This window comes from Paraburkholderia sp. A1BS-2L (genome assembly GCF_051125205.1).
GTDB lineage: Bacteria > Pseudomonadota > Gammaproteobacteria > Burkholderiales > Burkholderiaceae > Paraburkholderia.
This window is the reverse complement of record NZ_CP120428.1, coordinates 785,754-810,260: the sequence shown is the minus strand read 5'-3', so window position 1 is coordinate 810,260 and position 24,507 is coordinate 785,754. Positions and strand designations below refer to the sequence as shown.

The 24,507-nt window shown below is 60.5% G+C and carries 19 protein-coding genes and 4 pseudogenes; 6 read left to right on the top strand and 17 right to left on the bottom strand.

The genetic code is table 11. The annotated features are described in order from the left end of the window. Positions 1-259: 259 nt before the first annotated feature. A pseudogene (locus P5W98_RS03600) lies at positions 260-493 on the top strand (transposase domain-containing protein); the annotation flags it as partial. Between the two features lie 276 nt (positions 494-769). Here the strand turns inward: P5W98_RS03600 and tnpC (P5W98_RS03595) are convergent. The 3 genes from tnpC (P5W98_RS03595) to tnpA (P5W98_RS03585) form a co-directional block, all read right to left on the bottom strand. Further along, positions 770-2,419: an IS66 family transposase gene (gene tnpC / locus P5W98_RS03595; RefSeq protein ID WP_434718312.1), complete on the bottom strand. Its 1,650-nt coding sequence runs from the start codon at positions 2,417-2,419 to the stop codon at positions 770-772. A gap of 96 nt (positions 2,420-2,515) precedes the next feature. Continuing rightward, entirely contained in the window at positions 2,516-2,872 is a 357-nt protein-coding gene (gene tnpB / locus P5W98_RS03590; protein WP_434718264.1) for an IS66 family insertion sequence element accessory protein TnpB, read from the bottom strand. Then, the gene (gene tnpA, locus P5W98_RS03585) at positions 2,869-3,360 is read right to left on the bottom strand and encodes an IS66-like element accessory protein TnpA (RefSeq protein ID WP_434718263.1); all 492 of its coding nucleotides are present in this window, start codon (positions 3,358-3,360) and stop codon (positions 2,869-2,871) included. The genes tnpB (P5W98_RS03590) and tnpA (P5W98_RS03585) overlap by 4 nt, the downstream gene beginning before the upstream one ends. A 131-nt stretch (positions 3,361-3,491) precedes the next feature. On the opposite strand from tnpA (P5W98_RS03585), the pseudogene P5W98_RS03580 reads away from it, so the two are divergent. Next, a pseudogene (locus P5W98_RS03580) lies at positions 3,492-4,268 on the top strand (IS630 family transposase); the annotation flags it as partial. A 54-nt stretch (positions 4,269-4,322) separates the two neighbouring features. Here P5W98_RS03580 and P5W98_RS03575 read toward each other — a convergent pair. The 3 genes and pseudogenes from P5W98_RS03575 to P5W98_RS03565 all read right to left on the bottom strand — a co-directional run. Next, a pseudogene (locus P5W98_RS03575) lies at positions 4,323-4,541 on the bottom strand (transposase domain-containing protein); the annotation flags it as partial. Between the two features lie 378 nt (positions 4,542-4,919). Further along, on the bottom strand, positions 4,920-6,125 hold the full coding sequence (locus P5W98_RS03570) for an IS91 family transposase (protein ID WP_434718128.1): 1,206 nt from the start codon (positions 6,123-6,125) through the stop codon (positions 4,920-4,922). An 8-nt stretch (positions 6,126-6,133) separates the two neighbouring features. Then, positions 6,134-6,979: a tyrosine-type recombinase/integrase gene (locus P5W98_RS03565; protein ID WP_434718311.1), complete on the bottom strand. Its 846-nt coding sequence runs from the start codon at positions 6,977-6,979 to the stop codon at positions 6,134-6,136. Between the two features lie 148 nt (positions 6,980-7,127). Here P5W98_RS03565 and P5W98_RS03560 point away from each other — a divergent pair, with 148 nt between their 5' ends. After that, positions 7,128-8,393 carry an IS256 family transposase gene (locus P5W98_RS03560; protein WP_421023143.1) on the top strand — a complete coding sequence of 422 codons (1,266 nt, stop codon included), beginning with the start codon at positions 7,128-7,130 and terminating at the stop codon, positions 8,391-8,393. 381 nt (positions 8,394-8,774) lie between these two features. Here P5W98_RS03560 and P5W98_RS03555 read toward each other — a convergent pair whose 3' ends face one another. The 3 genes from P5W98_RS03555 to P5W98_RS03545 are packed head-to-tail and all read right to left on the bottom strand — an operon-like array spanning position 8,775 to position 11,976. Next, positions 8,775-9,779 carry a tyrosine-type recombinase/integrase gene (locus tag P5W98_RS03555; protein ID WP_434718310.1) on the bottom strand — a complete coding sequence of 335 codons (1,005 nt, stop codon included), beginning with the start codon at positions 9,777-9,779 and terminating at the stop codon, positions 8,775-8,777. After that, complete coding sequence (locus P5W98_RS03550) at positions 9,776-10,720, bottom strand: tyrosine-type recombinase/integrase (RefSeq protein ID WP_421042386.1); 945 nt, start codon at positions 10,718-10,720, stop codon at positions 9,776-9,778. The genes P5W98_RS03555 and P5W98_RS03550 overlap by 4 nt, the downstream gene beginning before the upstream one ends. Continuing rightward, positions 10,717-11,976 carry a site-specific integrase gene (locus tag P5W98_RS03545; protein WP_434718309.1) on the bottom strand — a complete coding sequence of 420 codons (1,260 nt, stop codon included), beginning with the start codon at positions 11,974-11,976 and terminating at the stop codon, positions 10,717-10,719. Before P5W98_RS03545 ends, P5W98_RS03550 begins: the two co-directional genes overlap by 4 nt. Positions 11,977-12,459: 483 nt before the next feature. On the opposite strand from P5W98_RS03545, the gene P5W98_RS03540 reads away from it, so the two are divergent. Together P5W98_RS03540 and P5W98_RS03535 are read left to right on the top strand one after the other, a co-directional pair. Further along, complete coding sequence (locus P5W98_RS03540; protein ID WP_213309052.1) at positions 12,460-12,663, top strand: hypothetical protein; 204 nt, start codon at positions 12,460-12,462, stop codon at positions 12,661-12,663. After that, positions 12,650-14,728, top strand: a complete 2,079-nt coding sequence (locus tag P5W98_RS03535; protein ID WP_421042388.1) for a recombinase family protein — start codon at positions 12,650-12,652, stop codon at positions 14,726-14,728. Before P5W98_RS03540 ends, P5W98_RS03535 begins: the two co-directional genes overlap by 14 nt. Here the strand turns inward: P5W98_RS03535 and tnpC (P5W98_RS03530) are convergent. The 8 genes and pseudogenes from tnpC (P5W98_RS03530) to P5W98_RS03495 all read right to left on the bottom strand — a co-directional run. Next, positions 14,729-16,144 (bottom strand): annotated as a pseudogene (gene tnpC, locus P5W98_RS03530) (IS66 family transposase); the annotation flags it as partial. Positions 16,145-16,243: 99 nt separating this feature from the next. Further along, on the bottom strand, positions 16,244-16,597 hold the full coding sequence (gene tnpB / locus P5W98_RS03525; RefSeq protein WP_133792461.1) for an IS66 family insertion sequence element accessory protein TnpB: 354 nt from the start codon (positions 16,595-16,597) through the stop codon (positions 16,244-16,246). Continuing rightward, positions 16,597-17,076, bottom strand: coding sequence for an IS66-like element accessory protein TnpA (gene tnpA / locus P5W98_RS03520; RefSeq protein ID WP_434718308.1), 480 nt, complete (start codon positions 17,074-17,076; stop codon positions 16,597-16,599). Before tnpA (P5W98_RS03520) ends, tnpB (P5W98_RS03525) begins: the two co-directional genes overlap by 1 nt. Positions 17,077-17,332: 256 nt before the next feature. Next, entirely contained in the window at positions 17,333-18,637 is a 1,305-nt protein-coding gene (locus P5W98_RS03515; RefSeq protein WP_434718307.1) for a hypothetical protein, read from the bottom strand. 896 nt (positions 18,638-19,533) lie between these two features. Then, a complete protein-coding gene (argE, locus tag P5W98_RS03510; protein WP_434718306.1) occupies positions 19,534-20,697 on the bottom strand; it encodes an acetylornithine deacetylase in 1,164 nt (387 codons plus the stop codon). Next, the gene (locus P5W98_RS03505; protein ID WP_434718305.1) at positions 20,690-21,367 is read right to left on the bottom strand and encodes a DUF1028 domain-containing protein; all 678 of its coding nucleotides are present in this window, start codon (positions 21,365-21,367) and stop codon (positions 20,690-20,692) included. Before P5W98_RS03505 ends, argE begins: the two co-directional genes overlap by 8 nt. A 31-nt stretch (positions 21,368-21,398) precedes the next feature. Further along, positions 21,399-21,836 (bottom strand): RidA family protein, encoded by a 438-nt coding sequence (locus P5W98_RS03500; RefSeq protein ID WP_035526458.1) that lies wholly within the window; start codon positions 21,834-21,836, stop codon positions 21,399-21,401. Between the two features lie 28 nt (positions 21,837-21,864). Further along, entirely contained in the window at positions 21,865-23,214 is a 1,350-nt protein-coding gene (locus tag P5W98_RS03495) for a flavin-containing monooxygenase (RefSeq protein WP_434718304.1), read from the bottom strand. A 216-nt stretch (positions 23,215-23,430) separates the two neighbouring features. On the opposite strand from P5W98_RS03495, the gene P5W98_RS03490 reads away from it, so the two are divergent. Further along, complete coding sequence (locus tag P5W98_RS03490) at positions 23,431-24,357, top strand: LysR family transcriptional regulator (RefSeq protein ID WP_035526463.1); 927 nt, start codon at positions 23,431-23,433, stop codon at positions 24,355-24,357. The last annotated feature ends 150 nt before the right edge of the window (positions 24,358-24,507 follow it).

The following is a 24,507-nucleotide window of genomic DNA, read 5'->3' as shown; positions in this document are numbered from 1 at the left end:
AAACCTCGACCAGCAAGCAGTTGGCACAGATTGCACAACGCCGATACGGTGACCCTCGGGTCACCGAGGTCCATGGATGAACATACAACCGCATCGAGCATCCATCCTGCAATCGTCTTGACATCGCCGCTGCCGGCCTGAATATGAACTAGCCAACCTGGGCCGCGCCGCTCGACATCTCTGACCTTGACGCGCCGTCTGTACAGCGGATGCCAGCGATAATGAACCTCCACGTCCTGCCCGATATGGGCAGAATGAACGGGAAATTGTGACGGGGCGCAAGAGCTGGCTCTTCAGTTCTACTAAGGATGGTGCAAAAGCGAGTGCAATGGTCTACAGCCTGATGCTCACGTGTCGGGCGTGCGGCGTTGAACCCCATGCCTGGCTGCTGCACGTGTTGAAAGAACTGCCTCAGCGCGCACCGGACGCCGACATCACGGACCTGCTGCCGTTCAACTACGCGAAACGGCAAGCCGAAACGAGCGAGAGCTGATCTGCCGATTGCGCGCCACCCATCAGGCCCGGCGCGTAGCCCCAGGGCGCAGTCGTGGACATCGCCGGTCACGCCAGACCGCCGCAATGCAGCCTCGCTCGCCTCTGAAATGCGAACGATTCTCCATTCGGTGTGCTGGATTTAGCGCTTACGGAGAATCGTTCGCAGCCAGTGGGCAAGCGTAGCCGCATCGCGACGGTCGAGATCAACCAGCGATGTCTGCGTCAGGGTGGTGAGCATGCGCGGCTGTCAGCGTGCTGACGCGCATCCAGTTTGTCAGTCGGACTGCGCTTTTTCCCGCTGCTGTTGGGCGTAGCGGAACGGCAGCAAATCAGTCACATCAGCATCCGGTGCGCGCTGCGGCATTTCGGTGAGTATGTGCATCAGATAGTCGTATGGATCGACACCGCAAGCTCTGCAAGTCAGCATCAAGCTGTACACGGTAGCGCTCGCCTTCGCGCCATCTTGAGTATCACTAAATAGCCAGTTTCGCCTTGCGACGGCAAACGGCCTGACGTCACGTTCGCAAACATTATTATCTATCGGAGCTCGGCCATCGGTTACGTAACGGCTCAGATATTGCCACTGGTTGCGCGTGTACGCGATTGCCTTTCCAAGCAGACTCTGCGGCGCCACAGTCGGTGCCAGTTCGTCGAGCCACGTCTTGAAGGCGTCGAGCAGCGGGACACTGTGCTTTTGCCGCAGGTCGTATGTGTAGTCGGCACGTGTGCGCCCGGCGGGCAGATCGCCTTTGGCCAGTGCCTCGACACGGTAAAGCGCCTGGAAGTACTCGAGCGCCTTCGCTACACGGGCATTCGGCACCTTCTTTGCGCCAGTGGCTTGCTTCTGCGCGGCCGCCTTGTCGGCCTTGACGAAGAGCCTCCTGGCGTGCGCGACACATCCGAAGTGCGTGGCGTTCTTGAGCGTGCGCCAGGCGCTATAGCCGTCGGTCATCAACATGCCGCTATAGTCGCCGAGGAATTTTTTCGGATACTCCTGACCCCGCCCGGCCTGGTAGTCGAACAGCACCACCGGTTCGGCACAGTGCTCGGCACTGCGATATATCCACATGTAACTCTTGCTCTGCGCAGCCCGGCCAGGCTCCTTGAGTACCTGTAGCGTCGTTTCGTCGCCGTGGATCAATGATTGCGAGAGAAGCGTCTTGACCAGCGCATCGTACAGGCGGGTGTAGTAGAGCTCGCAGGGGCGGATGATCCAGTTCGCGAGCGTGCCGCGGCTCACCGGAATCTGCCAGCGTGAGAGTACGTTCTGCATCCGGTACAGCGGCATGCCGTCGGCGTACTTTGCGGTCGTGATCGTCGCGATCACCGACGCGTCGGCATGGCTGCCCGGGATCGGCTGGACCGGCATGGGTGCAAGCACGACTGGGGTGCGTTCGGCATGGCGTTCGCAGTGCCGGCATGCCCATTTGGAGCGTGCATTCTGCCGCACGGTCCACTTGACTTCGACGTGCAGCTGTTCGCTGACGTCCTCGCCGATGCGATGCATCGTATTGCCGCAACACGGGCAGCCTCGCTGGTCCTCCGGCAGGTCGTATTCAACACGTTCGCGCTTGAGATAGGCCGGCAGTGGAGTACGGCCAGCCTTGCTTCGTTCAGGCTGACTGGACGGGGGCAGTCCGGTCTCGGGCAGCGCCGGCTGGACACCCTCGTCTTCTTCGTCGGAGGGTTCGGTGCGGGCGATCTGCTCGGCCTCGTCGAACACGCGATCCTTGCGCTTCTCGCTCTTTGGCGCGTAGCGTTCAGCCTGCAGCAGGCGGATCTGTTCTTCGAGTTGCTCGATGCGCTGATTGAGCTCGCCGATCTGAGCGTCGCGCTGGGCAATGTCCTGTGTCGCGCGCTCTTCGAGATCGCGGATATAGCCTCTGACGGCGCTGGGTACGTGCTTGAGATCGGGATGATTCATGCGCTCCAGGATAGCGGAGCACGGCGCGCCGTGGGTTTACGTCAACCCGTAAAAAGCGCGCCGCCGTTATTTACGTGCAACGCGCCTTTGCGCAGACTAGCTGGCGTGCAGGTAGCGGCGCACAGGATGGCGACGAACGGCGTCGATATCGATACCGTCGAGCAGCCAGTGAAGCTGCTCGGTCGTCATCTCGATGACTTCTTGAGCTCGCTTCGGCCAGACGAAACGGTCTTCCTCAAGCCGGCGCAGCAGCAGCCAGAATCCGGTGCGCTCGTACAGCAGAAGTTTGACGCGATCGCATTTGCGGTTGCGGAAGGCGTACACGGCGCGGGCGAGCGGGTCCAGCTGCATCGACTCCGTGACCAGGGCCGCGAGCGTGTTGATGCCGCAACGGAAGTCGACAGGCTCGCGACAGAGGTAGACCTTCAGATCGGGATCGAAGCGCAGCATCATCTCGCCCTCAGCGCATCGATCATCGCCTTGAGTAGTGCCGTATCCTGCTGGTCACATTCGAGTTCAAGACTGACGCCGTTGGGCAACTGAGCCACCAGGCGTGAAGGCAACGGTGCACGTTGCGAGGGTCGCATCGGCTCGGGCCGTTTCACGGCCGGCTGGGGGTCGGACAGGGATGGCCTGGCTGGCAGGTGCACAGGCTCGGCATCGACCACTTCCAGAACAGGAACGAATGCCGACGTACTGGCTGGTTCCGGCTGCCGTGCAGACCGGGAGCGTGTCTTTATACGATCGAGGGAAATCCACTTGCGAAGCTGGTTGGCGTTCACGCCGGCCTTGAGTGCCAGCCCGGCCACGGAAGCGCCGGGTTTCTGGCACGCCTCGATCAGCTTGCGCTTGCTATCCCGGTCGTACCGGTTCTTGCCGTCGGCCGATTTACCAATTACCCGAAGGGGCAGGAAGTCAAAGTCAGTTTGTAGGTCAGTCATGATCTGCGTCCGCAATGTGTAAGCTGCGGACGCAATCTTGTTCCTGGTTACCCGCACGTTCCAGATGAGCCGAAATTACCGCTTACGAATGAAAGTCTATCGAGTCGTGTCATTCGACGGAGCTACGGATCGTGAAACGAGACGGAAGAAGTCTGGCGCACAACATTCTCGAAGAGATGCGCATTCTCGCGCTTCAGCGAATGAATGAAGGGGAACATCCCGATGCGGTTTCGGCGTCGTTTGGAATGCATCGTTCGTGGGCATACAAGCTGAGGGCGAAGGCTCGGGGCCAAGGGCGAGGTGCGCGTGCATTGCGCTCGACTCAGGCGACAGGCCGCCCGCGCAAGCTCACGACCGCTCAGGAGCAGCAGGTGCTGCGCTGGATCAATGGCAAAAACCCGATGCAGTATGGCTTTGACTTCGGGCTTTGGACGCGCAATCTGGTACGCGAACTGGTGCAACGTAAATACGGTACGACGCTGAGCCTCGCCTCGATCGGTACGATGCTGGCGCGTCTGAACCTGACGCCGCAAAAGCCTCTGCAACGCGCTTACCAGCGCGATCCGGAGGCAATTGAGCGCTGGCAACATGACACGTATCCGTCCATCGCCAAGCGGGCTCGTGAGCAGAAGGCGGACATTTTCTTCTGGGACGAATCTGGCTTTCGAGCTGACTCGGTACATGGCAAAACTTGGGCGCCACGGGGCGAAACACCCGTCGTAGAGCGCCCTGGGCAACGGCAAAGTATGAGCGCAGCGTCCGCTGTCAACTCGAAGGGCGCTTTCTGGTTTGCGACATTCGAAGGCGGGCTCAGTGGCGAACTGTTCGTCGTGCTGCTCAAGAAGTTGATGTTCAATCGCAAGAGGCCGGTTCATCTGGTTGTCGACGGACTACCTGCACACAAAAAGTAAGCGCTCATTGAACCCACGTCTGCGGCCCCTTGCGCTTTGATAGGGAATCAGCTACGCCGTGACATTGGTATCGCGCGCAGGTTTTCCGAGCCTCCAGGGAAGCAATGCCTCGTAGTCGTCGGCTGTTTTCGCATAGGGCAGTGCCTTGAACAGATCGACGAGATATCGATAGATATCGACATCGTTAGCCTTTGCTGTCTCGATCAGAGAATACAGGTTCAGGCTCGCCTTCGCGCCAGCCACCGTATCACTGAAGAGCCAATTTTTTCTCTTATGGAAAGACTTCTCTAAGGCAGAGATTTTTTTGGTTGGCGGTCGCGGCAACCAGCGCATCACCATGTCGTCGGACCGGATCCGCGACCGGTAATCAAAAAAATGTTTGTAGTAAGCCGCTCCACAGGCGGTGGCCGCTATGGGCATTGAATGACCACTGCGGTAGTTTGTGACGTCGTGCGGGAGCTATCAGACATGGATTTCCAGCAAGAGTGCGAAGCGTTACGCGCAAAGGAAGCGGGAATGTGCGCGTGAACAGGCAAGTTCCCCGCCTTTTGGGAGTTTGCTGCTGAGCTGGCAGATCGAAGGCACGAGTCTGGCCGCGCTGGCCTCCACAGGACAGGCGAACGTGTACTGAAACAGGTGCGGTGGCAACTAGCGCGCATGGTGGTGACCTGGTGGGGCCCGTGGCAGGCTGCCGGGCATATCCTCGATGCGGTGCATGTGTCCCTTGCCGCATACGGGGCAGTCGCGTAGTGACTTGCCAGTGAGTCGCTGGTAGCGGTCGCGGTAGTCTTCCCCGGGCTCGGCGGGCGAAGCAGCGGGAGCCTCGACACCGAGCAGCCGCCTGCAGGTGGCAAGCTTGTCGGCACGGTGGCAGTTGGCGAGCCACCCGTAGCTGCGGATGCGCTTGAAGCCGTCAGGTAGTACATGCAGCAGGAAGCGGCGAATGAATTGGTCAGCCGTGAGCGTCATGCACCTTTGCCTGGACTCGTGCCGGTAGTCCTTCCACCGGAACTGTACGCTGCGCCCGTCGAAGGCGAGCAGCCGGTTATTGGAGATGGCCACGCGATGGGTGTAGCGGCCCAGGTAATCGAGCACGTGTTCGGCACCGCCAAACGGTGGCTTGGCATAGACGACCCACTCCGACCTGGCAGCTGGCGCAAGCCAGGCAGCGAACGCGCGGGCATCATGCAGCGGCTCGAGCTGGCCGTGGAAACGCAGCATGCCAGCGTCGAAGGCGCGGCACAGCTCGTCGAGAAAGAGCCGCCGGAACAGCCGCGAGAGTACCCGCACGGGCAGGAAGAAGCCGGGGCGGCAGGCGATCCAGCGTTCGCCGTCCGGGGAGATGCCACCACCGGGCACGACACAATGCACGTGCGGGTGGTGCAAGAGATTCTGCCCCCACGTGTGCAGGATAGTGAGGAAGCCGATCTCGGCGCCCAGGTGTTTCGGATCGGCGGCGATCGTGCGCAGCGTCTCGGCGCTCGCGCGGAACAGTATGTCGTAAAGCACGCGTTTGTTCTGGTACGCGAGAGCCGCGATGGATTCGGGCAGTGTGAAGACGACATGGAAGTACTCCACCCGTGGAAGCAGTTCGGCGTGCCGGCGTTCGAGCCACTGTGCACGCGCGAGCGACTGGCACTTTGGGCAATGCCTGTTGCGGCATGAGTCGTAACTGATGCGCTGATGTCCGCAGGCATCGCACTGTTCGAGATGGGCGCCAAGCGCGGCGGTACGGCATAGCTCGATGGCGCTCATCACGCGACGCTGGGCACGACTGATCGCTTCGGCATGGGCTTGCCGAAAGATCGCTCCGCTTTGACGGAAAATATCCGCCACTTCGAGCGCTGGGCGCATGACTGCGATCAGAAGTACTCGGGTGCAGCGGTCGCAGACGGAATGGGTTCGGGATGCGGGAGCAGATCGAAGGGGCTCGCGGTAGCACACACCGTGCTGGTTGCAACTTTCAAGTACTTCGAAGTAGTTGCAAGGGACCTGTGCCCCATGAGAAGCTGGATCCTGCGAACATCGGTACCGTTTTCGAGCAGGTGGGTGGCAAACGCATGCCTCAGGGAATGCGGGGATATTGGCTTCTGGATGCCGCTTCGCTCCCGCGCGAGGCTACATGCCAGCCTGATCGCGGTCGGGGTGATCGGACGTCCGGGGATATCGCCAGGAAAAAGCCAGTCGCGCGGATGAGCATCGTGCCAGTATGTTCGCAGGACATCAAGCAGGCGCGGCGAAAGCATTACATAGCGATCCTTACGGTTTTTACCCTGATTCACACGGATAACCATGCGCTTGCTGTCGATATCGGTGGCCTTCAGGTGCGCCACTTCTGAAATTCGCAGACCGGCAGCATACGCGGTCATCAGGATGGCCCGATGCTTCAGACTGGGGATCGCGTCGAAGAAGATCTTTACCTCATCGGAGCTCAGAATGACGGGGAGTCTCAATGGCTTCTTCGGTAGTGGAAAGTCCTCGTCGCTCCAGTCGCGTTTGAGCGTTACGCGGTAGAGAAACCGCAGTGCGCCAATCGCTGGACCAAGGCTGCTGGGAGCGAGCTTGCGCTCCTCCCTGAGATAGATGAGCCACGACCGTATCTCGTCGGGGCCCAGCAGTTCTGGGGAGCGACGAAAGTGGCGGGCAAAACTGGATACCTGAATCAGATAGGATGTCTGGGTGTTCTCCGCAAGGTTGCGGATCTGCATGTCATGCAGCATGCGTTGGCGAAGTGGCGTGAGCTAAAGTCGGAAGTGGTGTACGGGGGAGTTGAGGCGGGAAGTTGAAGGCGGTGGAGGTTTCAGCTGAGAATCTGATTGTCGAAGTCGGAATCCAGCAAACATCAAACCATCCACCATGAGCAAGGATACGGAAAAAGCAGTCGTCGGTCTATCGGGAGTCGGGCTTGGCCTGGACGAATTGGTTCGCCAGGGAGCGCGGCAGGTGATTCAGCAAGCGATCGAAGCGGAGTTGGCGGAGCTGATGGAGCGGTTCGCGAACGTCAAGACTTTGCACGGGCAACGCGCCGTGGTGCGTAACGGCTACTTGCCAGAGCGCGAGGTGTTGACGGCCGCCGGGCCGATTGCGGTAAAGGTGCCGAAGGTGCGCGATCGATCGGGGTCGGGCGTGAAGTTCAATTCGACGATCGTGCCGCCGTATGTGAGGAAGTCGCCTCGCGTGAGCGCAGCGCTGCCCTGGCTGTATCTGAAGGGCATCTCGACGGGCGATATGGGCGAAGCGTTGCGCGTGCTGCTGGGCGATGACGCCAAGGGCTTGTCGGCCAACGTGGTGAGCCGGCTGAAGGCGCAATGGGCCGACGAGCATGTGGCCTGGAGCCGGCGTGACATGTCCGGGTCGCACTACGTCTATTGGTGGGTCGACGGCATTCACACGGGGCTGCGCAGTGAGAACTCCGACGGGCAATGCTTGCTGGTCATCATTGGTGTGAAACCGGACGGGAGCAAAGAGCGTGTGGCGATCGGCGATGGGTATCGCGAGACGAAAGCGTCGTGGCTGGAGCTTCTGCTCGACCTGAAAAAGCGCGGTCTGACGGCAGGTCCACGGCTGGCTGTCGGCGACGGCGCAATGGGCTTCTGGGCGGCGCTGGAAGAGGTGTTTCCGGCGACGCGTGGCCAGCGCTGTTGGTTTCACAAGATGGGCAACGTACTGAACGCGCTGCCCAAGTCGCAACAGGCACGCGCGAAGGCCGACATGCAATCGATCTGGATGGCCGCGACCCGCGCCGATGCGCACGCCGCGTTCGATCGTTTCGTGTCGATCTATGCAGCCAAATATCCGAAGGCGAGCGAGACGTTGAAGAAGGACCGGGAGAGCTTGCTCGCGTTTTACGAATTCCCTGCCGAGCACTGGCAGCATCTGCGCACGACCAACGCGATTGAATCGACGTTCGCGACGGTGCGCCACCGTACGACGCGCACGCGTAACTGCGTGTCGCGACCAACCTTCCTCGGACTGGCATTCAAGCTGATCGAGGAAGCTGAGAAAACCTGGCGCCGTATCAACGGCCCGGAGAAGATCAAGCTGTTGCTCGAGGGCGTTGCCTTCAAGGACGGCGAACCGGTGCAAGACGATCGGCCGGTTCAGCAGAAACTCGCCGCTTGAAATCGACCGCCATCAAAAAGCTCATACACCACTATTGACGTTAGCTCAAGTGGCGTCATGGCGAACCTCCTGGAAGCAGTGGATGGAATGCCCAACCGGGCGTTCACATACTGCTCCTGGAGATGCCGCTCACCCCTCGCCGGGGTCTGCCGTAGGAAACCGTACCCCTCGAAACGTCAGCCACAGACCTTCGCTCACCGCCCCCTCCCGCGTCAGCGGGTTAGTACAAGAGAAATTATCGCCACCCGGTTGTTATCGAAGGTTCGTCCGGCTACGCGAGCGAATGAGAGCAGAAAACGCCAGCAAGGTCCCGCATTTGCGGGACCGTCGATTGACAAATCGGCACGTTTAGAGCGTACCCGGTCGATCAGGTTTCCATAACTATAGGGTCTGCAGGAAGCGAAGGACATCGTCTTCAGGTCGATATCGGATGGGCTTCCGCGAAGGCGCCTGAAGAGATTTTAGCGCCCGCTCCTTCATTCCAAGATCGGCTTCAACATAGCGATGGGTTGTAACAGGGCTTTCGTGACCGAGCCATAGCGCGATGACGGTAATATCGACGCCGGATTGCAGCATATGCATCGCTACGGAGTGCCGAACAAGATGCGGATGGACACGGCGTCGCGCAAGTTCAGGAAATTTCCTCGATGCTTCCTCGACTGCGCGGTTCAACCGTTCGGCAAACCCGACTCGTGTTAGTGGGGCACCGGACCGACTAGGAAAAAGCGGTTCGTGAGGACTCCGCGGATACTCCTTCAGCCAGCGCTTTAGTTCTCTGGCCGTGTCCGGCCACAGCGGCACCGAGCGCTCCTTTCGACCCTTGCCGTGAATGCGTATCCATGCGGTCGAGCCGAAAACGAGATCGGATACACGCATCTCAAGAAGCTCGGAAACACGCGCACCAGTGTTGTACAGCGTTGCGAGCATGATGTGGTCACGTTGACCCGTACACGTTCGCGTGTCAGGAGCGGCGAGAATCGCTTCGATATGCTCACGAGACAGAAATCCGACAAGAGGTTGCTCGTACCGCTTCATCGGAATTGCCAATACGGATCGCGCAATTGCCAGCATTGAAGGCTCTTCGAACGAAACATATTCCATGAACGACCGGATGGCGGCAAACCTCGCGTTGCGGCTTCGGATGCAATTGTGGCGATCCTGCTCGAGGTGGCGTAGAAACTCGAGAATAAACGAAGCGTTTAGATCTTCTATAGCAAGATCGGAGGGACGCTTGTGCAGCCGTTGGTAAGCAAAGGCTAACAGCAAGCGGAAGCTGTCGCGGTAAGCCGTCACAGTGCGTGGGCTTACGTGACGCTGCTGTTGCAGGCGCTGCGTAAAGAACTTCTGAAGTAGCGCTGGAAACGGTTGTATAGAAGGCTTGCTCATGATGTACCTCGCCGGCAGCTCACGAAGCGTTGGGCTGCGATAGCTAACAGTTCCGGGGTGGCTGTCTCATACCAGTACGTGTCGGTAACTTTGACGTGCCCGAGGTAGGTCGACAAGGCAAGAATGCTGCGATCTACGTCCAGTCCACGCGCGTACCAGTCCTCTAGCCTGTGGCAGACGAACGAATGTCTTAGGTCATGCAAGCGGAGCCGGCCATGGCCACCGCGAGGTTGCCACTTCAATGTGTCGCGGAGAACATGAAAGGCATACTCGACACTTCGTGTGGAGGCCGGGCGTCCATAGTCAAAAACGAAGAACGCATCGCTGTTCGCGGTGAGAGGCTCGCGATCACGAGTGTTCGCATAGCGCTGGAGCGCGCGAGCCGTAGTGTGGTGTATCGGGACCCAGCGCGATTTGCCAAGTTTCGCGCGCCGAATACACAGTAGCTGATGTTCAAGATCGACATCCGAACGGTTGAGCGCCGTCGCTTCCGAGATTCTCAGGCCCGTCGACGCCATCAATCCGAAGATGGTCGCACAGCTTGCGCCGCGCAAGCCGCCTGGCGGGTAAAGACCATCGCAGGCCGCCATTAGCTCAACGATTTCGGCGGCACTAAAGATATGTGGCGCCAATCGACGACGTGCCGGACCCAACAGCGATCGTGGAGGAACCTCCGTCGCGGGATCGAATTGCTGGCAGTATCTGGCGAACGGCCGTAACATCTCGATTCTTCGTGCTGCCGTTAACCGCCGACCGCCGGGAGAACTACTGGCCCATCGAATGGCAAGCTGTCTGGTTAGCGCCCCCTGATAGCCGAACCGCTCGGCAAATCGAGCGAAGTCGCGAAGCGCTTCGCCTTCCGCCTTGAGCGCATAGCCCACTTGACGGCGAATTGCGAGGTAGTCGTTGACCCACGGCATGAACGAATTGGGGCGGTTCATGAGTGCCTCCCCGGCCAGGGCAGCGCCACGCGCCGAAGCGATGGAACGTCCACCTTCGCATAAATGGACGTCGTGTCGAGGCAGCGGTGACGCAGTACGTCGGCGATCTCTTTAAATGGGGTGCCGGCTTGCGTCATCCGACATGCCATCGTGTGCCGGAAGATGTGCGTCCCGCGCACTCGGTGCTGAAGTCCGCAACGTTCAGCAGCGTAGCGCACCGCGTTTCTCACGATGTCCAGATTGGCTTCAGCATTGAGTGGTGGACGATGACGTACAAAAACCTCGCGCCGCGTCGTTAGAGGGCGCCCGTACTGCAGGTATTTGGCGATTGCTTCGCCGGTTTGTCGGGGCAACGGCACGATGTCGATCCGACCGCCTTTACTGTGCAAATTCAAGGTCCCGGCACGCCAGTCGATGTCACCAAGGCACAGGTGCGCGACTTCTGTGCGTCTCAAGCCGAGGTCTAGCAAACAACGTGTAATGGCATAGTCGCGCATGCCGGTTGGATTGTTGTGGTCAAAGGCACCGAGCAGTTGCCTGATCTCGTCAACCGACAGCACATCGGGCAACCCTGCGAGCCGCGGAGAAGGTACACGCGGCAATGCAGCGATGAGTGCTGTAGTTGGGATACCGTAACTGGCCTTGAATCGGAAATAGCGACGTAGCGAATTGCTCACGCCCCTGATGGTGCCGGGTGCGAGTCCACGCGTGCGGTGCTGAACAAAGCGGGATACATCCTCCGGCTTGAGCATGGAAATGTCGACCCTGCGGGTGCCAAACCGATCAACGAGAAATTCTCCGACATGTAGCTTCCGTGTACGTCGGGTGCAGTCGGTGAGCCCGCAAGCTTCCATCAAGTAGTGGTCGAAATCAACAAGCTCTTGTGTGATGGACGCTGACACATTCGATACTGGCTTCGCATGGGCGGCAGCCGACATCTCCACGAAACGCATCAGTGCAGCATGCATGTCGGCTCCCGTTCTTTTACATTTGCGCGCGCAACGGCAGCGCGGAAGATGTCCGTAGATGAATCGATCAATCAATGGTCCGCTGAGTTCACCCAGACCAATTCCCTGACCCGATATCCAGTGCACGAAGTGCGCGACACTCCGGAAATAGCTCTCGACGGTTACCTGCCGGTATCCACGTTCGGTCAGATATCGGCAGTATGAATCCGCATGCACCCCCAAGCCTGCCTTGGAAAACCACCGTTGCGCAAGGATGTGGCCGGGTCTGACGCGCGAGTGCGTTTGCATGATGACTCTCCTCAAAACGACAAGACAGCAAGAGGAAAGTACTCCAAATTATGGAAGGTTTCAGGACACGGCCCGACTGGACTCCAACCGTAGAAACAGGGACTACTGTTCGCGCGCAGGGGGCGAACCTTCGATAACTACCGGGTGGCGATAATTTCTTCCGACGACAATTTCCCGTTCATTCTGCCCATATCGGGCAGGACGTGGAGGTTCATTATCGCTGGCATCCGCTGTACAGACGGCGCGTCAAGGTCAGAGATGTCGAGCGGCGCGGCCCAGGTTGGCTAGTTCATATTCAGGCCGGCAGCGGCGATGTCAAGACGATTGCAGGATGGATGCTCGATGCGGTTGTATGTTCATCCATGGACCTCGGTGACCCGAGGGTCACCGTATCGGCGTTGTGCAATCTGTGCCAACTGCTTGCTGGTCGAGGTTTGCGAGCAAACTGCCCAGACGATTCCACCATCGTCAGGGAGAAACGCAATGGGCAAGCAGCCAAACGTCGATCCAGCAGAACCGCAATCGTCGCGGCCGATGCTGCGCCAGATGAGCATGGCATTCGACACCATCGAGCTTCAGGGGATAAGCGCGGCGCAACGCGCAATCACGACCAGGCATCTCGCGAACCTGTTGATGCACGCCGCCGGCGTCGCGACCGAGAAGGAGCGTGACGATGACGAACGGTGATCGGTTGCCAGCAGATCTTCTCAAGCGCAAGGCGGTGGTTTATGTCCGGCAGTCAAGTCAGGCACAGGTTCAGTTGAACCTCGAGAGCCAGCGGCGCCAGTATGAACTCGTGCAGGAAGCAAAGCGCCGTGGATTTCGCGATGTTGAAGTCATTGATGACGATCTGGGGCGCTCAGCGAGCGGCACGGTTGCGAGGCCCGGTTTCGATCGTCTGGTCGCATTATTGTGCGCTGGCGAAGTCGGTGCGGTGCTGTGCCTGGATGCATCACGTCTTGCGCGTAATGGTCGCGACTGGCATCACCTGCTCGAACTTTGCGGGCTCGTTCAAGCAAGGGTCATCGATCTCGATGGCGTGTACGATCCTTGCCGGGCTAACGACCGCTTGCTCCTGGGCATGAAGGGCAGCATTAGTGAATTTGAACTCAATGTGCTGCGTACGCGCATGCTCGATGCCAAGAGGGAGAAGGCACACCGGGGTGAATTGCGTATCAGCGTGCCCATTGGCTATATCTGGCATCGCGACATCGGTCTGGGTTTCGATCCCAATGTTCGGCTGCAGGAAGTCATACGCCTGATCTTCTCGCGCTTTCAGCAACTGGGCAGTGCACGACAGGTTTTTTTATCACTGAAGAGCGAGCAGGTTCACTTCCCGCGACCTTCGGATGGCCGCACGCTGACGCACTTCGACTGGACTCCGATACGCTATCGTAACGTGATATCGGTGCTCAAGAATCCGTTCTATGCCGGAGCCTACGTGTACGGCAAGAGCGGAAAGCGCATGGAAATCGTGGACGGCCGTGCGCGCAAGAGCTACAAGCATCGCAAGCCATATGAGGACTGGGAGGTCATGCTTCGGGAGCATCACGAAGGCTACATCGATTGGGTGGAGTTCGAACGAAACCAGAAGCAGCTCGCTGCCAACACATATGGCAAGGCGGGTGACGTAAAATCGAGCCGTGGAGGACGCGCGTTGCTCTCCGGCCTGCTTGCCTGTGCGCGCTGTGGACGCCGGCTGTCGGTGGCTTATACTGGACGAGTGCCGCGAGCAGTCTATCGATGCCACCGTTTTGACACGCGATCGAAATGCATGAGTTTTGGCGGCTCCCGTATCGATGCTGCCATTGGCAAGGAACTTCTGCGCGTCGTGGAGCCATTGGCGATTGAAGCCGCCCAGCAGGCTGAGCAAATGCACATCGATACCCTGATCGAGCAGCGACGGATTGTAGAGCTTGAGTTGCAGCAGGCCCAGTACGACGCCACGCTGGCCGAACGGCGCTATGCCGCTTGTGATCCCGACAACCGCCTCATCGCCGGCCAGCTGGAGAAGAACTGGGAGGCGGCATTGCGCCGCGTGCAGGCTTGCCAGGCTCGTCTGGAGGCGGTGATTTCACCCGAGGCAAACGCGCCGGTTCCCGATTTTACGAAGCTCGCAGAGGATCTGCTTGCCGCCTGGAATGCTCCGGGTGTCACCATGCGCGTGCGCCAGCAACTCGTTCGCGCATTGATTGTCGATATCGTTGCCGATGTCGACGAAACCGCAGGGGAGATTACCCTCACGATCCACTGGCAAGGCGGTCAGCATTCCGAGCTCCGTATCCGCAAGCCGAAGACCGGTGAACATGGGCGCAACACGTCCGATGAAGCACTCGCCGTGATGCGCAGCATGGCGGGCCGGTGGTCAGATCAGGATATCGCTGCGTCGTTAAACCGGATGGGCTTACGCACTGGACAGGGCATGACCTGGACGGCGAATCGCGTCAGGGCCATGCGACAGGTGAGAGACATTCACGCCTACAAATCGGCGCAGAAGGACGGAGAGTGGCTAACAATGTTCGAGGCTGCGAAACGCCTTGGCGTAACCAGTCACACAATCCGCCGCCTGATCAAGGAGCGCATCCTGCCCGCCGAGCAGGTGATGCCTGACGCCCCATGGCAGATCAGGGAAAGCGATCTGCGAAGCGAAGCTGTTACGACGGCGCTGGCACGCAAACATCGCCCGTGTCGCAACGATGTCGAAGGACAAATCCCAATGTTTATCGAGGTTTCGGAAGGAGGTGCACAATGAACGCCCCATCACGAATGGCCTTATGTCGCGCTCGACGATGTTGTTATCTATCGCGTGGCGACCATCTTCAACGTAGCGGCTCAGGTAAGGCCATTGCCGGCGACAGTAGCCGATCGCCTCGCCGAGCAGACTCTTGGGCAACACCTTCGGCGCCAGTTCGTCGAGCCAGGCCTTGAAGGCATCCAGCAATGGTACGCTGTGCTGTTGCCGCAGCCGGTACCGGTGGTCAGCCAATGCCTCACCATCGGGTAACGTCTGTTTGGCGAGCGCCTCGACCTGATACAGCGCCTGGAAGAACTCCAGCGCCCGCGTGATACGCGTACTTGGCTTGTTCTTTTGCCCTTTTTGCGCGTCCGTAAACATTCGCCTGGCGTGCGCCAGGCATCCAAGATGGGTCGCATTCTTGAGGGTGCGCCACGCGGGCCAGCCGTCCGTCATCAGCGTACCCGCATAGTCACCAAGGAAGGCTTTCGGATGCTCCTGGCCACGCCCGGTCTGATAGTCGAACAGCACTACCGGTTGTTCGCTATCCTCAGCACTTCTGTACACCCACATGTACGACGTGTCCTGCGCCTTCCGGCCTTCTTCCTTCAGAACCTGGACTGTCGTCTCGTCACCGTGGATTCGGTCCTGTCCCCGCAGGATCTGCCTGAGCGCTTCATACAGCCGGCTGTAATGCAACTCGGCGGGGCGGATGATCCAGTTCGCCAGCGTACCACGGCTGACCGCGATGTTTGAGCGCGCGAGCACATCCTCCATCCGGTACAACGGCGTGCCATCGACATACTTGCCGAGCGTGACAGCGGCGATCATCGACGGGCTCGCGTGGCTGCCCGGCAAGGGTTGTACCGGCATGGGCGCGATCACGATCGGCGTGCGCATGCCATGACGCTCGCAGTGCCGGCATGCATACTTGAAGCGCGCGTGTTGCAGCACCGATACCTTGACTTCCATGTGCAACTGCTCGCTGGTTTCCTCGCCCATGCGGTGCATTGCCTCGCCGCAGCACGGGCAGCTCTTGCGCTCTTCGGGCAGGTCGTACTCGATGCGCTCGCGCGGCAGATCCGCAGACAGCGGCTGGCGTCCGGGCTTGCGTGTTTCGGCAGGCTTGACCTCGGGCAACCCGGTGTCCGGCAACACGGGCACTTCGCCGGCGTTCTCTTCTTCAGGTTCATCCTGGACGGCTTGTTCCGCCTCGTTGAACACGCGGTCCTTGCGCTTCTCACTCTTCGGTGCGTACTGTCGGGCCAGCGCAAGACGATATTGCTCCTCAAGCGCGTCCAGGCGCCGGGTCAATTCGTCAATCCTGGCGTCGCGCTCGGCAATGAGCAGCGCATCAGCCGCCACGCGCTCTTCCAGCTTGTGGATATAGGCCTTGGCGGTGCGCGGGAGTCGGGGGAGATCGGGAGGGGACATGCGCTCCACGATAGCGAATCGCAGAGCCAAACAGGTTTACGCGAATTTGTAACGGCTGGGGCCGCCGTTGTTTACCTGCAACGGCGGCGACACCGGGCTTCAGCTCGCGTGGCAGTATTGCCGTGCTGGGTGGCGGCGCAGCGCGTCGAGATCGACGCCGTCGAGCAGCAGGTGAAGCTGTTCCGTCGTGAGTTCGACCACGCTCTGCTGGCGACGGGGCCAGGCAAACCGGTCTGCCTCAAGTCGTTTCATCATGAGCCAGAACCCCGCGCGATCATAGAGAAGAAGTTTCACGCGGTCGCGCTTGCGGTTGTGGAACCCGAAGACGGCTCGCGCGAGCGGGTCAAGCTGCATCGACTGCTCGACCAGCGTCACCAGCGTGTTCAGTCCGGCGCGGAAGTCGATCGGCTCGCGATGCAGGTACACCAGCAGGTCATGATCGAAGCGGAACATCAGGGCGCTCCCAGTGCGGCGATCATCGCGCTCACGAGTGAAGCATCGCGGCCGGAACACTCGAGCTCGACGACGACCCCGTTGGGCAGCGTCGCTGACAGGCGCGCGGTCGATGCCGGGCGTGAAGGCTGAAACAGTTCGCGCCGTGACGTCGATGGCTGCTCACGCGGCACAGCGACCTTCGGGGCCAATATCGAGGACGCCTCGTCGACCGTGACGACCGCTGCGAATGCCGACGACGGTTGCCCAACGTCAGCAGTCGCGTCAGCAGCGCGTTCCCGCCGCTCCTTCAGACGCACCCACTTGTGCAGTTGGTTGGCGTTCACGCAGGCCTTCAGCGCCAGACCAGCCAGCGATGCACCAGGCCGCCGGCAAGCCTCGATAAGCTTGCGTTTGCCCTCGGGATCGTATCGATGCTTGCCATCGGCACATGTCTTGATCACCCGCAGGGGAAGAAAGTCAAAGTCAGTGTCGGTCATTATCTGCGTCCGCAATTCAAGTCTGCGGACGCAGCTTGCCTCTTTCCGACTGCTGATGCTAGGTGTGCATTATTTCGCGCTTACGATTCTCCATTCGGTGTGCGGAAATCATCGCTTACTTTCATTCGACGAGTTAGTTCCCTAACTTACTGACCTATGAGTAATGGAAATCGCGTTTTGTGGCGGCAGATGGGCTTGCCCCGTCGCGATAGCCAGCCGTATAGGCGTCGCATGGACCGGTGACTTTCGGGAATTTTCACCGTTTAGTCAGCCCCGCTTTCACACGGAGAGAATGCGCTTTTTCAGGCTGAAAATCCTCCGCCCCGTGAAGGGGGAGGATTTCTGGAGCAGGCAGTCGCGAGGTCTGACTGTTCATTGCAAGGGGATTCCAGGCGCCCGCAGTCGATTGATTTCTAGTGCGTACCGCCGTGCCCGCCGCCGTTGCCGTTGCCTTGACCGCCGTTGCCGTGGCCGCCGCTACCTTGACCACCGTTGCCCTGACCGCCACTACCCTGGCCTCCGCTCCCTTGGCCTCCGTTACCGTTGGCGCCGTTACCCTGGCCACCACTACCGTGACCACCGCTACCCTGGCCGCCGCTACCTTGGCCACCGCTACCTTGGCCACCGCTACCCTGACCGCCGTTACCGTGGCCGCCGCTTCCCTGGCCGCCGTTACCGTGACCGCCGCTACCCTGGCCACCGCTTCCCTGGCCACCGCTTCCCTGGCCACCGCTTCCCTGGCCGCCGTTACCGTGGCCACCGCTACCCTGGCCGCCGCTACCTTGGCCGCCACTACCCTGGCCACCGCTGCCGTGGCCACCGCTACCCTGGCCGCCGCTTCCCTGACCACCGCTTCCCTGGCCGCCGCTACCCTGACCGCCGTTACCGTGGCCACCGCTTCCCTGGCCGCCGCTACCCTGACCGCCGTTACCGTGGCCGCCGCTTCCCTGGCCGCCGGTTCCCTGACCACCGCTTCCCTGGCCGCCGCTTCCCTGACCGCCGTTGCCCTGACCACCATTGCCCTGACCGCCGTTGCCGTGGCCGCCGCTACCCTGACCACTGCCACCTTGACCGCCGGTACCTTGCGAACCGCCGCCCGGACCACCGCCACCTTGACCGCCAGTACCTTGTGAACCGCCACCCTGACCACCGCCACCTTGACCGCCAGTACCTTGCGAGCCGCTACCCTGACCACTGCCACCCTGGCCGCCGGCACCCTGCGAACCGCTACCCTGACCAGTGCCACCTTGACCGCCGGTACCTTGTGAACCGCCACCCTGACCACCGCCGCCCTGCGCACCGCTACCTTGGCCACTACCACCTTGACCGCCGGTACCTTGCGAACCACTACCCTGAGCACTGCCACCTTGCGCACCGCCACCTTGCGCACCGCTACCTTGGCCACTGCCAGCCTGCGCTCCCGTGCCCTGACCACCGGCACCCTGCTGGCCCCCGTTGCTTTGGCTACCCGTGCTTCCAGCACCTGCGCCACCGCTGCTTGAGCTACCCGCGGTGGAACCTCCCACGCCACCACCCGTTGTTCCAGCGTCACCTCTGCCACCGTTTGCAGCTCCTGCTGCGGCTGCCCCCACGTTGGCACCGACACTGGCAGCGAGGCCGCCCCCACTGCCAATACCCGTACTTCCGGTGCCGGCGCCCGGGCCGCCGTCCGTCGCAACGCCCGCCGTGCCGGGCCCGCCCGACCCGCTGCCATCGCCCGCGCCCGGCCCCGGGCTCGCAGCCGAGCCGACACCTACTCCCGCGCCGCGCGCGCCGCCTGGCATCTGCTGACCGGTCGCAGCCAAAGCGTCAGCTGCGCCCATAGGTGAATCGATGCCGCCTTGCCGGAATGACAGACCTGTGCCATCTGCGAGGACGTCCGGCGCGTTCCCTGCAGTAGATGGACTAGCCACCCCCGTCCCCGCTTGCAGACTAACCGCCAGCATCGCCAGAACTTTCAGTGGCACCCATTCCTTCCCCCCCCGGGCCTTCTTTTTCATTTTGGATTCCCAATTAATAATTCTTCGACGTCGACCGTGGACGCCATCTCAAGCAGCGCCGCTGATTGCTCAGCGCGGCCGCCTCCCTTTTACGTGTCGTTAAGGTATCCGCGACACAGAGAGCGAACCGTTCGCTACCTCACTGAGCGATTGAAAGCGGGAGGAAATCCGAAATAAAGAATCCGACAGACGAGCGCTGGACCACGCGCCCTCAGGAAGCCCGTCGTTTCGACAGTTGACACGTTGCGCAGCCAACCATCGCTTTGGCAGAAACGTCGCGATTGGGCGTTCGGCGGGTTAAGGAGTGATCAGCCGTACGAATGACGGCATGGTGGTATGTGCGGCCGACAACATTTGGCCGAGGCCAATTGCGTGTAAACGCGAGGCAATCGGCCGATCGGCAGACTTAGGTGTTTTTAGGCCCGTTGATCGACGGCAAGAGACGTGACGAGACGCATCAACCCGCGTCAACAGCGTACCGCGCCACGCGTTTCATCATCGAATCGCAGCCGTGAAGTTGTTCGACCGTCAGATATTCGTCGGGTTTGTGCCCTTGGTCCATGCTGCCCGGGCCGCACACGACAGCAGGAATGCCTGCGAAGTTGAATAGCCCGCCCTCGGATCCGTACGCGACCGTACCAAACTCCCGGGAGCCGCTGAGCATCGACAGAATACGCGCGGCTTCGCTGTCTGGCGGCGTCGCGAGTCCGGGATAGGAGGACAGCAACTCAAAGCGGATCTCGGTATCGGACTTCACGGCGCGCATCTTCGGCAGCAGTTCCGTTTGCGCATACGCCTGCAAATCGTCGGCAACCTGGCTCGCGTCGAAACCCGGCAACGCGCGCACCTCGAAATCGAATTCGCATTCCGCCGGCACGATATTGAGCGCGCGGCCGCCTTTGATGACACCCGTCTGCACGGTCGAATACGGCGGATCGAAGCGCTCGTCATGATGCTCGGGCCGCGCCAGGCGCTCGCCTATCTCTTCCAGACGGTTGATCAGACGCGCCGCGTGCTGAATGGCGTTGACGCCATACGGCGCATAAGCGGAATGGCAAGCCGCGCCCTTCACCTGGCAGCGCATCGCAAGTTTGCCTTTGTGGCCAAGCACGGGCTTCAGTTCGGTGGGCTCACCGATCAGACACAACAGCGGCTTGTGCGGACGCTTTTCCAGCTCGGCGAGCATCGGCCTCACGCCCAGGCATCCGACTTCTTCGTCGTAAGAAAACGCGAGATGCACCGGAATCTTCAATTCGCTTTCGAGGAACAGCGGCACCGCCGCCAAAGCCGACGCGAGATAGCCCTTCATATCGGCCGTACCACGTCCGTAGAGCCGCCCGTCCTGCTCGCTGAGCCTGAACGGATCGACATTCCATGCTTGTCCGTCGACCGGCACGACGTCTGTATGCCCCGACAGCACGATGCCGCCACGATCGCGCGGCCCGATGGTCGCGAACAAGTTCGCCTTCGTACGCTCCGCGTTGTAGAACAGCTCGCACTCGATGTGCAGTTGCGCGAGGTAGTCGCGAATAAACTCGATCAGCTTCAGATTCGAATCGCGACTGACCGTCGCGAAGCCGATCAGGCTTTCGAGCAGATCGCGGCTCGTCATTTCACTCATCGCCTGGCACTCCATAGCTTGGCGCGGCGGTCGGGTTCAATGCGCGAGTGACGTAGTCCTGCATCTGCGGCTGATACGCCTGCCAGAGACCATCGAGCTTGCCGATGGGATTGTCATCGGCCCAATCGACGCGCAAATCGACAAGCGGCCAACTCTGCTCCCCGGCGATTTTCAGCGCGGCCGAATGCACGGGCCCTGCTTCGCCGCCCGCCGCGAGCGCCGCATGCATCGCCGCAAGCAATCGATCGGCAAGATGACCCGACGCACTCTCGAATGCGGGAATCATCGCCTCGATCACGTGAAGGCCCGAGAGCATATTGCCCGCCGCGGCGCACTGCTTGCCCGCGACCGCGTGATACGTGCCGAGCGCTTGCTTGCCGCTGAAAAACGCGATGCGCCCTTGTGCATCAACCACCGTCACCTGCCGGTACTCGCTCCATTCGCTCTCGCCCAACGCGCGATCCAGCGCTGCGGCCGGATCGAGCTTCGCACTCTCCATATGGTCGAGGATCCGCGGACCGAGCGCGGGCAGCGTGACGTTCTGCGTCGCGACCACGCCAACGCCCGCGCGTACCCACGGACAGCGCGCGCCCACCGCGATGCTCGATGAACTAATCGCGATGCCAAGCTGGCCGGTCCGCTCGCAACGCCCGACGATAGAAAAAGTCATGTCCTCTCCTTTAACGCTCCTTTAACGTCTTTCAGGCCTGCGGCGGCACCCATCCATCGGGAATCACGGCGATCACGTCGATTTCCATCAGCCATTCCGGCTGCCCCAGCGCCACGACAGTGAGACCGGTGGAAATGGGAAACACACCCTTGAGCCATTTGCCGACTTCGCGATACACGGGCTCGCGAAAGCGCACGTCGGTGAGATAGGTCGTCGTCTTGACGATATGCGAGAGATCGCTGCCCGCCTCTTCGAGCAACTGCTTCACGTTCTTCATCGCCTGCTCTGCCTGCGCGCGCGGATCGCCGAGACCGACGAGATTGCCATCGAAGTCCGTGCCAATCTGGCCGCGCACATAAACGGTATTGCCGGCACGCACGGCCTGGCAAAGATCGTTATCGAGCGATTGATTGGGGTACGTATCCTTGGTGTTGAACATGCGGATACGGGTATGCGTAGGTTGACTCATCGATGTACCTTACTGGATAGTTTTGAAATCAATTCACGCCCATCTCGCTGACCTTGCGCACGCACGACTCGTCAGGTGCGCTTCCGGCGCTTCCCGCGCGCTTGTCTTCCACATGCTGTTGCGGCGTATCGTAATAGGTCAGGTATTTGCGCTGCGTGACGATGTGATCGGCAATATGTTTCGCGTCATGCCATACACCCCAGATGAACGCGGAGCCACGGCGCGAAAGCCACGGCAGGCCGAGGAAATAGATGCCCGGCTCCTTCGCGACGCCGCGCTGATGTTTGGGCTTGCCCTTCTCGTCGAACGTATCGACTTTGAGCCAATTGAAATCGACGGCATAACCGGTGGCCCAGATAATCGACGTTACTCCTGCCTTCGCCAGATCGAGTTCGGCAAGCGGATGCGTCATGCATTCAGGATCGGGGCCAATGATGCGCGCTTCGGGTTCCTCAGGAAGATCGAGGCCGTTGCGTCGAGCATAGGCATCGGCTGCATCGAGCAGCGACAGATAGTTCTCGTCGCCGCGGCGGATGTTATCGGCGAGATCGGCTTCGAACGCGACGGTCGTATCGTTGAACGATTTCGTCAGGCCAACGAGCGTGATGCCCTGCTGCGCGAGACGCCTGAAGTCGACCGTATGACCGCCGCGCGCGCCGCTCACCGCGATGGTCACGTGTTCGCGGCCGGGCTTCATGACTTCCGCGTCCCACTCGCCGAGCACGCCGAGCCACCAGCAGAAGTCGCGTCCGCGATATCCGCGCGGCGGACGATCGTGCGCGCCGACCGACAAATAAACGCGCCGGCCCGAGCGCTGCAATTCATCGGCGATCTGCACGCCCGACGATCCCGCGCCGACCACCAGCACGCCGCCTTCGGGCAATTGCTGCGGATTGCGATAGTCGGCGGAGTGGATCTGCGTGAGTCGATCCGAGTTCGGTGCGATCGGCGGAATCACGGGCCGCTGAAACGGCCCGGTCGCGACAACAACGCGCTGCGCTTCGATCGTTCCGGCCGATGTATCGACGGTAAATCCGGGCCGCCCGACATTGCGCACGACCTTCTTTACTTCGACGCCGGTGCGAATCGGCGCGTCGAACTTCTTCGCATAGGCAACAAAATAGTCTGCGATCTGCTCCTTGCCCGGGAAGCCGTCGGGATCGAAATCGGCGAATTCGAGGTTAGGAAAGCGATCGTGCCAGGCAGGTCCATTGGCGACGAGTGAGTCCCATCGCCCGGTGCGCCAGCGTTCGGCGATGCGATCGCGCTCGAGCACGATATGCGGGACGCCGAGCTTGCCCAGGTGTTCGCTCACGGCGATGCCAGCTTGCCCTGCGCCCACAACGAGCGTGTCCGTTGCCTTTATTTCGACTGTCATGGCTGAGTCCTTCGAAGGAGCAAAATTCGGTGTGCTTGAATCGACCTCGCGCGGCCTCCAGACACCCTGCGTGATCTTTCGGATAGGAATCTACGCCGGCTTGCACAATCCGAAAAATATATTAAAAAAATGCAGAGCATTGGATTCGGCTATGCAGTGATTTTTGATCACTTCACAATGCGATCCATCTGAGGACGTCAACCGGGAGCGAAGCTTATGGAAAGTCAGCCGCTGCGTTACTCGCTGCGCCAGTTGCGGTACTTTGTAGTGACTGCCGAAGTCCTGTCTTTCACGGCCGCTGCAAAGCGGCTGCATATTTCGCAGCCGTCCATCTCGACCGCTCTGGCCGATCTCGAGATCTCGTTCGGCGTGCAGCTGTTCATCCGGCATCACGCGAGCGGCCTGTCGCTCACTCAAGCGGGGCGCGATCTTCTCGGCCAGGCACGCAATCTCCTGAAGATTGCGGAAGAACTGCAGATGACCGCCACCGAAATGGACGGCGGGATGACGGGATCGATTGCGCTCGGCTGCCTCGTTTCTCTGGCGCCGCCGCTCATGCCGGGGCTGATCAGCCGTTTTACGAGCGAGCACAGTGGCATCAGTTTTCGCACCATCGAGGCGCATCAGGACGAGCTATTAAAGGGCCTGCACGACGGTTCGCTCGACATCGTGCTCACCTATAGCCTCGATCTGACCGAAGACATCGCGTTTACCCCGTTGCTCCCCTTGCCGCCTTACGCGATCCTGCCAGCCACGCACCGGCTCGCCCGCGCGCGCAAGGTATCGCTGCAGGACCTGATCGACGAACCCTACGTGATGCTGGACCTGCCGCACAGCCGGGACTATTTCGCCGCGCTCTTCGATGCCGTAGGCAGCCGGCCCGTGCCGGCCTTTCGTTCATCCCAGCCCGAAGTGGTGCGGGGGATGGTTGCCAACGGCCTTGGCTACAGCATCCTGAACTTCCCGCTGAGTTCGACGCGAACCGTCGACGGCAGCGAGTTCGTGATCAAGCGATTCAGGGACAACGTCAACGCGACGACGCTCGGAATCGCCCAATCGAAAACGATGAAGGCGCGCCAGGTGGTGTCCCGATTCTCATCGTTTAGCGAAAGCTATATACGCCGCCTGAAGCTCGACATATAACCGTCCCTCACAACGGAGTGGACATGCTTCGCAGGCTGCATAGCCAAATCCTGTCTTTAGTATCCGAAAACAATATTTTGACTGGTAATTTGGCTTGGTAGATTACCTCCCAGACAACGCGATTAAAGCGCAGACCTTCCCGTCGCGCGA